Annotated in this window: 16 protein-coding genes; all 16 read right to left on the minus strand. The window is 41.5% G+C overall.

Annotated features, from left to right (window positions below):
• Positions 1-14: 14 nt before the first annotated feature.
• The 16 genes from EEL30_24405 to EEL30_24480 all read right to left on the minus strand — a co-directional run bounded on the left by EEL30_24405 (position 15) and on the right by EEL30_24480 (position 15,008).
• The gene (locus EEL30_24405) at positions 15-278 is read right to left on the minus strand and encodes a YggT family protein (GenBank protein ID QDX95157.1); all 264 of its coding nucleotides are present in this window, start codon (positions 276-278) and stop codon (positions 15-17) included.
• Between the two features lie 25 nt (positions 279-303).
• Positions 304-732, minus strand: coding sequence for a cell division protein SepF (locus EEL30_24410; protein ID QDX95158.1), 429 nt, complete (start codon positions 730-732; stop codon positions 304-306).
• Positions 733-772: 40 nt separating this feature from the next.
• A complete protein-coding gene (locus tag EEL30_24415) occupies positions 773-1,477 on the minus strand; it encodes a YggS family pyridoxal phosphate-dependent enzyme (protein QDX95159.1) in 705 nt (234 codons plus the stop codon).
• On the minus strand, positions 1,474-2,304 hold the full coding sequence (gene pgeF, locus EEL30_24420; GenBank protein QDX95160.1) for a peptidoglycan editing factor PgeF: 831 nt from the start codon (positions 2,302-2,304) through the stop codon (positions 1,474-1,476). The genes EEL30_24415 and pgeF overlap by 4 nt, the downstream gene beginning before the upstream one ends.
• A 118-nt stretch (positions 2,305-2,422) precedes the next feature.
• Complete coding sequence (locus EEL30_24425; protein ID QDX95161.1) at positions 2,423-2,701, minus strand: YlmC/YmxH family sporulation protein; 279 nt, start codon at positions 2,699-2,701, stop codon at positions 2,423-2,425.
• 179 nt (positions 2,702-2,880) lie between these two features.
• A complete protein-coding gene (gene sigG / locus EEL30_24430; protein ID QDX95162.1) occupies positions 2,881-3,660 on the minus strand; it encodes an RNA polymerase sporulation sigma factor SigG in 780 nt (259 codons plus the stop codon).
• A 191-nt stretch (positions 3,661-3,851) separates the two neighbouring features.
• Positions 3,852-4,574 carry an RNA polymerase sporulation sigma factor SigE gene (gene sigE, locus EEL30_24435; protein ID QDX95163.1) on the minus strand — a complete coding sequence of 241 codons (723 nt, stop codon included), beginning with the start codon at positions 4,572-4,574 and terminating at the stop codon, positions 3,852-3,854.
• 1 nt (position 4,575) lies between these two features.
• On the minus strand, positions 4,576-5,592 hold the full coding sequence (gene spoIIGA, locus EEL30_24440) for a sigma-E processing peptidase SpoIIGA (GenBank protein QDX95164.1): 1,017 nt from the start codon (positions 5,590-5,592) through the stop codon (positions 4,576-4,578).
• Between the two features lie 971 nt (positions 5,593-6,563).
• Positions 6,564-7,583 (minus strand): radical SAM protein, encoded by a 1,020-nt coding sequence (locus EEL30_24445; protein ID QDX95877.1) that lies wholly within the window; start codon positions 7,581-7,583, stop codon positions 6,564-6,566.
• A 297-nt stretch (positions 7,584-7,880) separates the two neighbouring features.
• Positions 7,881-9,137: a radical SAM protein gene (locus EEL30_24450; protein QDX95165.1), complete on the minus strand. Its 1,257-nt coding sequence runs from the start codon at positions 9,135-9,137 to the stop codon at positions 7,881-7,883.
• Between the two features lie 144 nt (positions 9,138-9,281).
• Positions 9,282-10,430: a cell division protein FtsZ gene (gene ftsZ / locus EEL30_24455; protein ID QDX95166.1), complete on the minus strand. Its 1,149-nt coding sequence runs from the start codon at positions 10,428-10,430 to the stop codon at positions 9,282-9,284.
• A gap of 117 nt (positions 10,431-10,547) precedes the next feature.
• Positions 10,548-11,807, minus strand: a complete 1,260-nt coding sequence (gene ftsA / locus EEL30_24460; protein ID QDX95167.1) for a cell division protein FtsA — start codon at positions 11,805-11,807, stop codon at positions 10,548-10,550.
• Positions 11,808-11,976: 169 nt separating this feature from the next.
• On the minus strand, positions 11,977-12,327 hold the full coding sequence (locus EEL30_24465; protein QDX95168.1) for a DUF1290 domain-containing protein: 351 nt from the start codon (positions 12,325-12,327) through the stop codon (positions 11,977-11,979).
• 2 nt (positions 12,328-12,329) lie between these two features.
• A complete protein-coding gene (locus EEL30_24470) occupies positions 12,330-13,076 on the minus strand; it encodes a DUF881 domain-containing protein (GenBank protein QDX95169.1) in 747 nt (248 codons plus the stop codon).
• A gap of 11 nt (positions 13,077-13,087) precedes the next feature.
• Complete coding sequence (locus tag EEL30_24475) at positions 13,088-13,801, minus strand: DUF881 domain-containing protein (protein QDX95170.1); 714 nt, start codon at positions 13,799-13,801, stop codon at positions 13,088-13,090.
• 73 nt (positions 13,802-13,874) lie between these two features.
• A complete protein-coding gene (locus EEL30_24480; GenBank protein ID QDX95171.1) occupies positions 13,875-15,008 on the minus strand; it encodes an FtsQ-type POTRA domain-containing protein in 1,134 nt (377 codons plus the stop codon).
• Positions 15,009-15,082 lie beyond the last annotated feature (74 nt).

Raw genomic sequence — 15,082 nt, forward strand, 5'->3', positions numbered from 1 at the left:
TCATCGCTCTTTTCTTACAGGAACCTACTCAACAGAGAAAATAATCCCTCTCTAGCAAAATACAACGCAAGCATAGCAACCATCGGGGACAAGTCAATAAAGCCAAGAGGCGGAATGAACCGGCGGAAAATAGATAGATATGGCTCTACCAATCGTTCCAACAATTGACCAATTGACGTTTCCCTCATTTGTGGCACCCATGACATAAAGACATAGGCAATTACCATGTAAAAATAGATTTGAAACGCAAAGTTAATAATTGCACCCAATATATACATTTATTCACCCCAGTAACTTGATGTCTTACTCTTCTACTATGACGCTTGAAATGGTTCCCTGAATATCCACATGATCAGGCGTGCAAACAAAAATTTGTTCCCCTACCTTCTGGATGTCTCCATTCAGGGCATATACCGTTCCACTGAGGAAATCAATAATGCGTTTTGCCTGATCGTTCTCCACACGCTGCAAATTAACTACAACAGGTCGTCTATTACGCAAGCTGTCTGCAATATCCTGCGCATCGCTATAATGGCGTGGCTCAAATAGCATGAGTCTAATACCTTCACGATCTCTAGCCGCATGCAGGCTCACCACATTACTTCCAGCTGATGCTCTTTGCCCATTCTTCTTAGGAGGAGCTTCCTGATCACGATCTTCTTCCACATACTCTTCCACATACTCTTCATTTTCCAGACCAAAAAAATTCATTAGTTTATTCATGACTCCCAAATTCCTTCCTCCTCTCCGGACAAAAGCCGCTCTTATTCCGCTATTCCGGTTGCACGAGCACGGAGCCTAGACGCACAAACGTGGCCCCTTCTTCGATAGCTATCTCAAAATCTCCTGACATGCCCATTGATAATTCCTGAACTGTCACACGAGGTAAGTTACATTCTTTGATCCGTTGTTGCCATTCGCGCAAACCACGAAACACATACCGAATCTCTTCAGGGTCTTCTGTTTGCGGTGCCATAGTCATTAATCCATCAATACTTATGTGTTCCATATTACTAATTTCTTTGACAAAAGCCAAGACATCATCCGGATGTAAACCAAATTTTGTTTCTTCTTGGGAGATATTTATCTGTAGCAAGCAAGAAACGACAATTCCTAGCTTGCTAGCTCGTTTTTCAATTTCTTCGGCCATCGATAATCTGTCTAAGGAATGTATGTATGTAAAACGTCCCACTACATCTTTTACCTTGTTGGTTTGCAAATGACCGATGTAGTGCCAAACCGCCTTGTCTTTATACGCTTCGTATTTTGGAAGTGCATCTTGGATACGATTTTCCCCAATGTGGGCAAGTCCAGCATCGATGATTTCCCCAATCGCAGGTGTATCTACATATTTCGTCACCGCTACCACTTTTACCTCTTCACGCTGACGATTTGACCGCTCACAGGCTGCTGCTATTTTCTGTTCAATGTCAACCATACGCTGTTCAACTGTAGCTTTTGCTACCATTCTAGTCATGTTGTTTGCTCCTTCCACCCAATAAATGAAGCCATTCTACCTGCTTTTCCCTGATCCTTTCGATGAGAAAAGAATAAATCGTTACGACAACTTGTGCAATAATGAGTCGTACTAATATGGGAAGCAAGAACCCCTGCCTCCTTTACTATCAACTGATTTAAGTGACGTAAATCTAGCATAAAATGACCGCTAGTGCTGCTGGATTGCACAGCTTGTTCCCATTGGGAAGTCGCCATACGTACCTGTTGCATTACGCGCTCATCCACTTCATAGCAACAGCCCCCGATACTAGGTCCAATTGCCACATAGATATCCTCTGGGTTGGATTGATATTCCCGGCTAAAGGCTTCAACCATTTCCCGAGCGATCAAGGAAACAGTGCCCTTCCATCCTGCATGAGCCAGTCCTATTGCTTTCGAGATTGGATCAAGAAAAAAGAGGGGAACACAATCAGCATAAAAAGAGGTTAAAAAAACTCCCCGCTCAGTGGTATATAACCCATCTGTATCTGCAACGACACTCTCTAAACTATCTCTGCCGGCACCAATCTGGCCGGCAGTAATTTTGGTTACTTTATTGCCATGTATCTGATCAGCGCAGGTCCATGTTTCAAACAAAAATCCTTGCTGATCAGCAAGTCCCTGACGATTTTTAATCACATGGTTAGGATTATCTCCCACATGTAATCCCAAATTACACGTTTGAGAACTAGCTGTGCTCTCTTTACCCCACCTTGTCGTAAACCCTGCTGTCAGTCCTGGATAAGCAGACTCCCATTTCTTCAGATGCAAAGTGTGGGTAGTATCGTTTAACTGAAATGGCTCCATATATCTGCTCTCCTTTCGTATCTAAAGTCCTTTCTAATATCTTACTGGTTTTGTAGCAGTCAGGGCAAGTAAATCGATCTTATTTTTACGACATCTGCTATATCCTACTACTACCTTTTCAAGAAAGCTCTTCATCCGTACGTTTGGTATCCAATCTGATAGGTTCCTCTAATCGTACCAACACAACATCCTTGCCAATCTTAACAATATTTCGCCATGGAATAACATGCTCATTTGACCCCGCAAATAATCCAAAAAATCGTCCTTCTCCCGGGACAACGATAGCCTCGACACGTCCTACTTTTAAGTCGATTTCTAAATCAGAAATTTGGCCTAAACGCTTTCCATCTATTATGTTGACGACCTCTTTGGTTTGGAATTCGGAAATTTTCACCATGGGAGTTCACCACTCTTTCTTTTCAACTACTCGCCTACAGCCCTTATTTATGTATATGTATCTTTCGTTGAAAAAGTAGCTCCGTTAAAAATAGCCTTGCCAAGCAACATAACATTGCTTGAACAAGGCGTGGTATAAAGCCTGCTATAATTCTGCTAATGGGAACTGTGATTGATTAGCTACGATTGAACATGCTTTTGCATATGTGAAATCGCTGCTTTTTCCAGTCTTGAGACCTGTGCTTGCGAAATCCCGATTTCCTCTGCTACTTCCATCTGCGTTTTCCCTTCATAGAAGCGCATAGACAAAATCATTTTTTCTCGATCGCCTAAACGTTGCATGCCTTCACGAAGAGCAATCTCCTCGACCCAGAAGATATCTTTGTTCTTTTCATCGCTGATCTGATCCATTACAAAGATGGGATCTCCGCCGTCCTGATAGATTGGCTCAAACAAAGAAACAGGGTCCTGAATCGCATCGAGAGCAAACACGACATCTTCTTTGGATACATTTAATGCACTAGAAATTTCCACGATGGTGGGCTCACGCGAGTGCTTATTCGTCAGACTGTCGCGTACCTGCAACGCTTTATAAGCGATATCTCGCAAGGAACGGGATACACGAATCGGATTGTTATCACGCAAGTAGCGTCTGATTTCTCCAATAATCATGGGAACAGCATATGTTGAAAACTTAACGTTCTGTCCCAGATCAAAATTGTCAATCGCTTTCATCAAGCCGATACATCCCACCTGAAACAGATCGTCAACATATTCACCACGATTGTTAAACCGTTGAATAACACTTAACACCAGACGTAAGTTCCCATTCACCAACTTTTCTCTGGCAGAGTGCTCACCGCTCTGTAATCGTTCAAAGAGCTCCCGCATTTCTTTGTTGTTTAATACTGGAAGCTTTGAAGTGTCTACTCCACAAATCTCAACCTTGTTGCGTGACACACCATTCCCTCCTCAGAGAAAAAAAGTCCCTATCCGTATGTACCCTGCCTTATCTTCCGTCCCCCTCCGCATTCGAGGAAAAGAAGCAAATGATCCCATTTATAAAATAGGGTGGCAGGAGAAATGGTTTGTAAAAAACCACTTTCTGGTATGGATAGGAACAGTATTTCCAGAGGAGGATAAATTATGCGTCACACCATTTTGTTAAATTCTTTTCGTAGTCGTTTGATTATTCGCTTTTCTAGACGTGAGATATAGGATTGCGAGATACCTAGCAAATCAGCTACATCCTTTTGCGTCTTCTCTTCTTCCCCAGCCAAACCAAAGCGTAATTCCATAATCACGCGCTCTCGATCCGAGAGCTTGTCGAGCGCTTTATGCAACAATTTACGGTCTACCTGATCCTCGATATTTTTGTAGATCGTATCATTCTCTGTGCCAAGTACGTCAGAAAGCAGAAGCTCATTTCCATCCCAATCAATGTTTAATGGTTCATCAAATGATACTTCCGAACGTATCTTATTATTACGGCGCAAATACATCAAAATCTCGTTTTCGATACAACGGGAAGCATAGGTAGCCAGCTTGATGTTCTTTTCAGGATCGAACGTATTGACCGCTTTAATTAAACCAATTGTTCCAATGCTAACTAAATCCTCAATGTTAATCCCCGTATTTTCAAACTTACGGGCAATATAGACAACTAGACGTAAATTGCGTTCAATCAACATACTTCGAACTGCCCCATCACCGGATGGAAGGCGAATGAGCAAGACTTCTTCTTCTTCGCGTGTTAGGGGCGGGGGAAGCGCTTCACTGCCACCTATGTAATATATTTCTTCCGCTTTCACTCCGATTTTCAGCAAGAAGCGATACCACATTAACTGGACATATAGACGAATTTTTACGTACATGCTAGCCCTCCTGTTCTAATGATGATGTATGAACTACTTGTATCATGTTAGCTGATTGAACTGTTTTGGATTCTTTCGTGTTCTCGTTTATTCCCTCTTGCTGAATTAATGCAGGATGCACGATAGATTCATATTTGCCATCTGCTGATAACTCAATCGGATTTAACCCGATTAATACACGTTCGGTAACGAGGCGCATCCCATCATGTACCACCACCACTTGATCAGGACGAATGGCTACCATGAAATCCATTCCTCTAGACACGCTACGAAACGGTACAAGGCGCAATTTCCCTTGCCACTCTAGCGGGAGTTCATCCATAATGTTCTCCAGTCGCTGAAGCTTTTCTCCCTCCTCTCTTGCTACTTGTAAAATAGGTAGCGGTAAAATTTTTTTAAACAATTTGCATTCCATAACCATGACTGGAATGCGTGTTATTGGCTCATGCAATTGGTTGCCTGTGTCTACAAGCCCACGGCATAAAATGATTTGATCGGTAAGTTTCACCTCTACCTCCACTAAGAATGCTTCTATTTTTCGTGGCTCTTGGATAGACTGATAGCTTTTTTTACTTAACAGAAATACCAGTACAAATCCTAGAAACACGATGAGTAGTGTTGGTTTTGTCCCTACGCCGAAACTATCGTTATGGGTAACTAAAATGCCTTGAATAATTTCATTTTGGCTCGTTGTCAATAGAGTAAGGGCAAATACCCCTCCACCAAACACAAATGCAACAAAATAAAATATAGCTAGATGATGTAAAAAATGTGTTAAACGTTTACACCCAAAGGCTATCCATAAAATAAATAATGAGAAGAGTAGCTTTGTAAACCACGCATACATACCCGAAAAAGACGGAAAAAAGAAGAAGGCCACATAACAGCTCCCTACTGCTGATGCAATTAACAGTCTCCACCAAACAATTCGTTCTTTTCGAAAATAAGCGGTAAACCATAACAATAAGGCATCAATTGCAAAATTTAGGAGTAGAATGATATCCAGATAGACCACCATATACTGTCTTCACCTCCGTCTGGCAAAAACAGTATATCTCAATGTATATGTAAAGTCTGTCAAAACTTGACCGCGTTTTTCCCCTTTTTTTGTTGAAAAAACTGGGGATGTTGGCCCATTTCCCCTTGGCAGTAGCTTATTTTGGCAATAGTAGAATTCTAGACCTTTTCCTGTTTGGAGTCGCACAAATATCCCCAGCCATTCGCCTCTCCCTCCCGTTGGTCGGTCTCTTTCTTATGTGTATTTGCGTTAAGGATGTAGGAGTAAAGATGTAAAGAAAAAAGCAGTCTCTCGCCTGTTTTTGGGAGAACTGCTTTGTTATATAGTGAAACTCATATTTTAGTTTCATATTCACTGCTTATAACATAGATGATTCTAGCAAATTTATGAATTAGCCGAGAACACTCGTGATTTTAATCATGAGATGAATCGGCTTCGGACAAAACGTGTCTTCTGACACGCTAATTGTCCGACTACTTCTTTGAATAACTAACAAGAACAGGTATACTAATCTTGTACAGATTGCTCATTGAAAACTGAATGTATGGGGTTGCCATAAGGAATGCTTTGTGGCGTAAAACATTCAAGCACCTTCGTCCTCTCTGACCGAAAAGCGAAAACCAAGCAGTAGGTCAGAGAGAAGAATCCAACGTACACTTTTTTTCAATAACCGTAGGGACTACGGGGATAGCCTGCTAATTCTCACTTCGTTGGATGTGATAGCGCAGGAATCTCGTGGCTTTAGCCATGAGAGGTTCAATTGCCTATAACAAAATTGTGTTGCATGAAGAGACGAGCACCAGCGTTGCCACAATCCCCCTAATAGAGATGATTCTGGTCAACAACTCATGACTAAAGTCACGAGCTTGTAACTACCCGATAGTACAAGCATCTTTCGACTCCTATCTTTTCTCGCTTTTACAAGCGTGGTGTTACATCAGGGCAGGTTGACATCTACCCAACAAAAGAAGCTATGCTCCTGTTGTTACTTCAACGATGTACTCTATTCCTTTTCGTTGAAGATTCATGGCCCCAATACGATCATCGTTTGAGGTGTAATGGCAGGCTTTACAGCAGAATACATGTATTTTTTTGTTTCGATTGGCTTTCTTTGTATGCCCGCACTTTGGACAAGTTTGCGATGTGTATCGTGGGTCAACTGCCATCACCTTTGATCGGTGCATCAAAGCTTTGTATTCTATCATTTGACGCAACTGATAGAATGCCCAAGATACATATTCATAACGATTTTTGACACGTACACGTTCAGTAGCATTGCGTACACCTGTCAAGTCTTCAACAACAAAGAGTGTATTTGCTCCATATTTTTCTACGAGTGCCTTACTGACAGTGTGATTAACATCTGTCATCCAACGGTTTTCTCGTTGACCGATTTTCTTCAAACGTCTACGTGAAGAAGCAGTTTGCCTCATTTGTAGTTGCTTACGTAAATGTTTATACTTCGCTCGCAGAGCAATTTTGAATCCACGTGTTAGTGCCAAGTCGATGTTACTGACTATCTTGTCAAAAGTTCCTTGACCACCAGCTGTGACTCGTCGTTGATCATGAATATGTTTTGGTCCATCAATAGAGATCTGAAAAAAATCCCACATTGATTTATATTGTTCAAAAAAATCTAGAAACTCATGTAAGAAAGTACCGTTTGTAATCGCGTAAGAACGAAAACCGTATTCTTCTATGCCGCGACGTACTACTTCATGCACCGTCTTCTTTGAAGTAGGAAGTAGCGGTTCCCCACCATATAGAAGCATGGTGTGCTGGGCATTCTGGAACCGGCCTCTCGCTTTTTCAGTCTCCAGAATACGATCAATCGCAAAAAACATGTTGTCCATTTCTTCCTGTGAAAGCGAATGATTGATTTTATGAATATCATGTCCTTGAAAGCAATAGGGACAGCGTAGGTTACACATGTACGTTGTGCAAACACTAAATACGACACCCAGTGAAGAAGCTTGTAACTGAGCATTCATTTCATCTCTAAGCTTAATCAGCTTCTCCCACTCTTGTTCCCTACTTTCAAAGAGGTATCCGCGCTTGAACAAGTAAGATAATAGATTGTCTAGTTCAGCATTTGAATCGCATTGTGTTTTTGATTTTATCTGATCTAGAACTTTTTTTACATCCGGTTCAATCGTGTCAATCGCTCCGCTTAAAGAGTTGACGATAACATAGCTTCCGTTTGAAAGCTTATGAAATGAGTTGTACGTACTGAAAAACATGCTTACCACTCCCTCTTTACCCAAAGAATTTCTCACTTATTCTTATGATTAAATGGTGGTGAGTTCTTTTCGAATGGAATCGAGATATGAAAGAACTTGTTCCCCTGCATGCGTACAATGCGGTTGATCTAAATTTCCATACACCACCAATGCTTCCGCGGCACACCCTCCACCACATATTGGTGCAGATGAACAACTGCGACATTGTGGAATAGTAAGAGAATTGAATGATTTCCACTTATCCCACTTCCATTCTTTAAGAAGAAAATCAGGGTAATAATCACCAATCTTATATTCGGCTCGTCCAATCAAATCTGCACAAGCATATATATGATTATCAGGGCCAAAAGTAATTTTTCTACCCTGCACTGATTCACAAAATACGATGTTTGGAAGAAATGGGATTGCTTTTCTTTGCAATTCGGGATCTAGCTGCGATACAGAATAAATGTATCGATACATATCAGAGCCAACTATTATCTTCTGCTGATTTTCCAATTCCTCCAGATTTGAAATATCTCGACGCAATTGTTTCAGAATCTCAATTCCTTGCATGAGGTTATCACCTGTACTTTGGCACGTATGATCGGTTACAGGAGCAAAATGTATCTTAAAACCTTCTCTGCCTAATATCTCATTTTCTTTGTAATGCTCTATCAGAGTGGAAACGGTATTTATGTTTGTCTTGTCAATGTTGACACGCACTGTTATTGATATTCCCCGATTAAGTACATCAACAATGCTATTATCAATTTTTTTAAACGTACCTTTTCCTCCCACAAGGATTCGCCTTTGATCATGAATATGTTCTGGACCATCTATTGTGATCGTCAAGTTGAGTCGATCCTTATAGTTTTCCAAGAGGTCTACAAAAGTTGGTAGATGATACCCGTTTGTGTTACAACCTATTTCAAAATCTAGTTCAACAGCTTTTTCACAAATTTTTTGCACGATTTTGTGTGTAAATGGTAATAATGGTTCGCCACCAAATAGGTTAATCATTCCTTTTTTCAAACCACTCTCTTGGTGAAAAAAATCAATGGCTTTCCATATCTCATTGGGTTGTTCATCCGTTAAAAGAGACATTTTCTCGTGGATTTCATGGCTTTCAAAACAGTAAGGACAACGAAAATTGCAAGTATAAGTCGGGCAAATCACATACTGCATGACTTGTGTTTTTCTAGCAAACACCATCGCTTGCTTTAGAAGCTCTTCCTCTTCAGCTTCTGAATTGTACACATATCCTCGTTTTATAAGATGGGAAACAACTTCCATCTGTTCTTCTGTAAATTCATGTTCTTGCATATGGGGAAGATGGTGCACTTTCAAATAAGTTAAAAAATAAAATTACAAAGCAAAAAACCTTGCTCTCTATAGGAGAACAAGGTTTCTATGTTTGTTGGTTGTGGCCTCAGGTTATCCTTATTCCACTCTATTTTATCCGCTTACTTAATTCTTACGACGACGATTGCGCAAGAATGCTGGGATGTCTAGATTATCCAAGTTGCTTATATTAATAGACTTTTCTTCTTCCATTTCCCGAGAACGGGAAGGAGAGGATGACTGTTGTGGTGCTATATTACGAGCAGATTGTTGTTGCGTTTCAGCCTGTGGACGACGCGTTGCCGCTGGTACATGGCGTTGGTTATCTGCAAAACCAGTTGCAATAACCGTTACCAGGATTTCGTTTTTCAGGTCTTCGTTAATAACCGCACCGAAAATCATATTTACTTCCGGATCAGCCGCAGAAGAGACAATATCCGCTGCTTCATTTACCTCATATAAGCTCAGGTTGGTACCACCTGTAATATTCATTAGAACACCACGAGCTCCATCAATAGATGTTTCTAGTAATGGACTGGAGACTGCTTTACGCGCTGCTTCAGCCGCACGGTTCTCTCCACTAGCCACACCAATACCCATAAGAGCAGATCCACGTTCAGTCATAATTGTTTTGACATCAGCAAAGTCAAGGTTAATCAGACCAGGGGTTGCAATCAAATCAGAGATACCCTGTACACCTTGACTTAGTACATTATCTGCTGTTCGGAAAGCTTCTAGCATAGGCGTATTTTTATCAACGATTTCAAGTAGACGATCATTTGGAATGACAATAAGCGTATCTACTTTTTCTTTTAAAGCAGCGATACCCGCTTCTGCTTGCAGAGAGCGTTTACGGCCCTCAAAAGAGAACGGTCTTGTTACTACACCAACTGTTAGAGAACCTAATTCTTTAGCAATTTCAGCAATCACAGGGGCTGCACCTGTACCGGTACCTCCACCCATTCCTGCAGTAACAAACACCATGTCAGAACCGCGTAGAGCATTCTCAATTAATTCACGGCTTTCTTCTGCTGCTTTCTTACCTACGTCAGGATTCGCGCCGGCACCAAGGCCGCGTGTCAACTTTTCCCCGATTTGTAGCTTGATATCAGCGCTAGATAGATGTAGCGCCTGGGCATCAGTATTCACCGTAATGAATTCGACACCTTTTACACCGCCTGCAATCATTCGGTTCACAGCATTGCTACCGCCGCCGCCACAACCAATAACCTTTATTTGCGCTAATTGTTCCATATCCAAGTCAAATTCGAGCATCTTGAAAGTTCCTCCTCATTCATTCATACACGCTTTTCTCAATTTTGTTAAAAACCCGTTGTTATAGGACGACGGGGCGAATTTTATTGAACTTCTTTATCTGTTCGGTTGGTTTGATTAAATGAATTCGCTAAACCAATTCTTCATCTTTTCAATGAAATTCCCTTGAGAATCCCGTTTCGGTGCTGATGGTGCCGGACGGCTTGCCGCTTTTGCAGGGGCAGGCTTCTTGGACTTATAATTCGTCAGCATCGAGGCATATTGAATGAGGCCCACACCGATGGTATATCCCGGGTCACGTACACCAATATAATCAGGTATGGCGATGCGTACAGGTGCTGCTAGCTCTTCATTAGCAAGCTCTAACATTCCTGGCATGCAAACCGTGCCACCAGTTAAAACGTATCCACCAGCGATTTCATTCTGGAACCCAAGACGATATACTTCATCTTCAATCAAGTTGAAAATCTCTGCGGCCCGTGGCTCGATAATATTGGCAAGATCGACTTGAGTGAATTGTTTCTCCACTTCACTACCGATACGTGTTACCTTGAATTTTTCTTCATCGGATGCTTCATCAATCAGAGCACACCCATGTTTTCGTTTCATTTTTTCTGCTACTTCTGTATGTGTGCGTAAACCGAGAGCAATATCATTGGTGATATGGTCTCCACCGATTGTGAGCGTGGAAGTAGCTACTAATTGACCCTGTTCAAAAATTGCGATGGTGGTCGAGCCTGCGCCAATATCGACTAGAACAACACCTAGATTTTTATCGTCTTTGGTCAAGGCGACGGAGCTTGCGGCCAATGGTTGCAAAAAGATGCCAGCAACCTGTAAATCAGCTCGCTGTGCACATCGTACAACATTGTGGATCACTGTTTTGGATCCAGTAACAATGGTGCCTTCCATCTCAAGACGAACGCCGATCATTCCCCGAGGATCTTTTATCTTTCCTAAACCGTCAACAACAAATTCCGTCGGTACGACATCGATAATTTCACGATCTGGCGGCAGTGCGACAACCTTTGCAGCTTGAACAACACGATCAATATCTTCTTCACGGATCTCGCGGTCTTCACTGGAAACGGCTACCACGCCCTGCGTTTCGAATAGCTCTATATGGGTGCCAGATATTCCGACATAAACGTCTTCAATTGTTACCCCTACCATACGTTCAGCATGATCGACTGCTTCTCGGATTGCATGCACGGTTTGGTCGATATCTACAATAGTTCCTCTACTAATGCCCTCTGAATGGGATTGGCCTACACCAATAATATTGATATTGCCGTTATTTACTTCTCCAATCATAACGCGTACTTTAGAGGTACCAATATCGATGCTGACAATAAGATCATTTTGACTGTTTACCAAACCAGTGACACCTCCCCTAGTTCAACTTGTACTTTAATTAAGTGATGACATCTGCATATTTTATTCCACACAGGATACCCATTCCCTTTTTTTTCTTACAATCTTTTTTAAAAATCATATTGGTAATTGTAACCAAGTTATAATTTGGTTGAACCCGATGCTCATTTATTTACACATCACGCTTATTTAACCATTTTGCCAGCAAAATCCGACGTATGATGGCTAGGTTATTAAATAAGCGTACCCCAAATGCTACAATGGCTGCCATGTACAGATCAATGCCTAGAAAAGCTCCAAGAAAGGCTAGTCCAGCGGCAAACAGCGTATTGAAAAAGAACCCAGATAAAAAGACCCGAACATTGAACACTCGTTCCAAATAAGATCGAATGCCACCAAAAATCGTATCCAAACCAGCCAACAATGCGATCGATACGTAACTACTATACTCTTGAGGTACATTGATGTTTAGATAAAATCCCGCTATTACTCCTGCAATCAACCCTACAATCGGCAACCACATTATTATGAATCTCCTTTTAACTTCACCGGTTTCATGAACCGCATCTGCTTGTTCCCTGTGAACGGCGGGATGATGAGATGATCCTGTGCTTCCATTTTTACAATTTTGTTCATCGATTGAAACGTGCTTTCAACACCTTCTAGCTTCATACTGCTTAGTAAGGTTTCAGGATCACCTAGCGCCTTGATTTCATATGGCAAGCGAATGGTTTTCGTATCCACTTGGATTTCCTCGCCTACATTTCGGATCGAACTATTAGAAATTAGCCGATTATTATTAATGGCAATCACAGTAGCACCATTCGCTAAAAGTTCATTGGTCAACCAACGCAAGTCAACGTCCAACATCAAGCTAGATGCTGATTCCTCTATATGAGGAGCGTCTCCTTCCCAATGATCGCCAACTGGCACTTCCATATTTTCAATACGGATGATAATGCCTTTTCCTTCTACAACATCAAGACCTGCTAGCTTTTTGGTTCGGTTTAATTCTTCTTTCATAACACCGATTGTCTCTACAGAACTTAGAGATGCTTCATATTGGGCTAAAAGTTCTCCCTGTTTAGATATATCGGCTAAAAGGTCCTTACTTTTTTCCTGTTCTTTTAGTAGGGCTTTCCGAAGTTCAATCACACTTCTCGCATCCGCTTGTTTAGGATGCTTTGTGCTCTGAATTTGTGTCGCTAACATAATTCCTATGATAGCACTAATAATGGTTAATATAAACGTAATTTTACGGTTTTCCAGCATGGTATCACCTGTTAGGAGGAAGAGCTTGTTCCCATTTTCACTTCACCTACAAAAGCAGGTAGCTCAAGGGAATCTTTCTTCGCCGTTTCAATTTTTATAAACCCGTCAAATGAATCAATAACCCCACCCGGTAATTGAAGCGCTCCCTCTAAAGTCACAGGGTCGCCCACTGCCTTAATAACAAAAGGCGCTGCCGACTTTACGCCGTTTACAATAACGGTAGGCCCCACGCAACGGATCGAGGAACTGGTAACCAAGCGTTGGTCATTCACGCTAATTCCCTCCGCTCCAGCGGCAAATAACTCATTTACTACTCGCCAAATGTCTTGTTCGTGGACAATGTTTTGTACAATATTGGTGCTAATTGGACTGGGATTATCTCGAAGGGTAACCATCAAACCAGTTCCTGTCGCCGGTACCGTCCCTGCCAGCATACGCGAACGGTCCAAGGCCGTTAAGAGCGCTGCCGCTTCTGATTGGTGATTAGCCATCGCTGTCTCTACCTGGGATACTTTACGCTGAGTTTCCGTATATTGCTGTTCAAGTGCCCGATTCTTTTCTCGTTCCGCAATAATACGTTCATTTAGCTTGGTTTCTTGCTGAAATTCCTTTTCTGTTTGCACCACTTTTTTATGTAGCTGGGTCAACTCGATGGAGTTAGCCATCAGAAATCCGGTACTAAACATGACCAGCGTAAGATATACATGAAATTTCCGAACTCGCATGCCTTTTGTCACCTTTCATTTTCCTTCTAGACGGTTAGCTGGCTCTACTAGTTGCTTGGACTCCTCGAATTTTTTACTCAAAAGAAGTTGTTTCTTCCGTTGAATGGGTATCTTGATTAGTACCAGCCTGACTATTGGTTTGGCTCAGATCATTGTTTTGGCTCTGGTCGTTATTTTGGTTAGAGGTATTCGAACTACCGTTATTCTGGTTAATAATCCCATTATTCTGATTGTCACTTTGTTGATTGTTCGTATTTTGTCCATTCTTTTGGTCACTATTGTTTTGACTATTGTTTTGACTATTGTTTTGACCGTTGTTGTCCTGAGTTTGTGAAGTTTGATCCTGCGTACGATTTTCTGTACTTTCACTAGAGGAAGCATCCGTACCAGTACCAGATTGATTAGATGAGCTACCATCAGGATTTGTTACTTGTTGTAATTGTTGTTGATTAGTCACATGATGACTGTATTCTTCAAACCACGTCACATCCAAAAGGTTAACAATTCCTTTTTGGTCTTTAGGAATCTCCTGTACAATGGACGGATACCAAGGCATTTTTTTCTTTAATTGGGAGAGTGTACTACGAACTTCATTCCCATCCCGCATATTTAGCACCACTTGCTGATCGTCATATTTGCTAGGTACTAGCGATAGATCAGAGATTTGGTGCAAAACTCCACCTTGTAGCGAAATAAGGGCTTCAGCTAACTGTTTTAACATTTTCGGATCCTTACTCGCCCAAGATTGGATAACAGGTCTGTCCATCATGAGAAGTTGTGTTGGAGGAGCTAATAACGTACCCTCTTCCAATAAATAACTAGGCTGTTTTTGTCCATTTACATACAGGGCTGTCCGGCGATATTCTTGAATATTTAAGCGAATAACACCAGGGAAATCACGGGAGATAGAGATATCCTTGATGCCCTTTAATGTGGAAATACCTGCTTCAACATCGCTATTCCACACATTAAAAAACTGCATGCCTTTTGTAAGGGTAGATGCCTGAATAATCTGCTCCTTGGTATATAAAATATTCCCATAGACTTGAATATCAGTTACCTTACTGTAAGGAGAGCGGAAAAATACAACGCCTAATACTATTAAGAAGAAAATAGCCAACACAATAATTAAACGGCGGTTTCCTTTTTTCTTACGTGGCGTTGCATTTTTTACGAGCGGTATTCTGTCGTTCTTATACCTATTCAACTATTCTCCCCTCCCAACGGTTATTCACTATCCTTATAAAGCGTGAAAAGCGGCATAACATCCATGCCGCTCCC

The sequence above is a fragment of the Brevibacillus laterosporus genome, assembly GCA_007833815.1.
Classification (GTDB): Bacteria; Bacillota; Bacilli; order Brevibacillales; family Brevibacillaceae; genus Brevibacillus_B; species Brevibacillus_B laterosporus_D.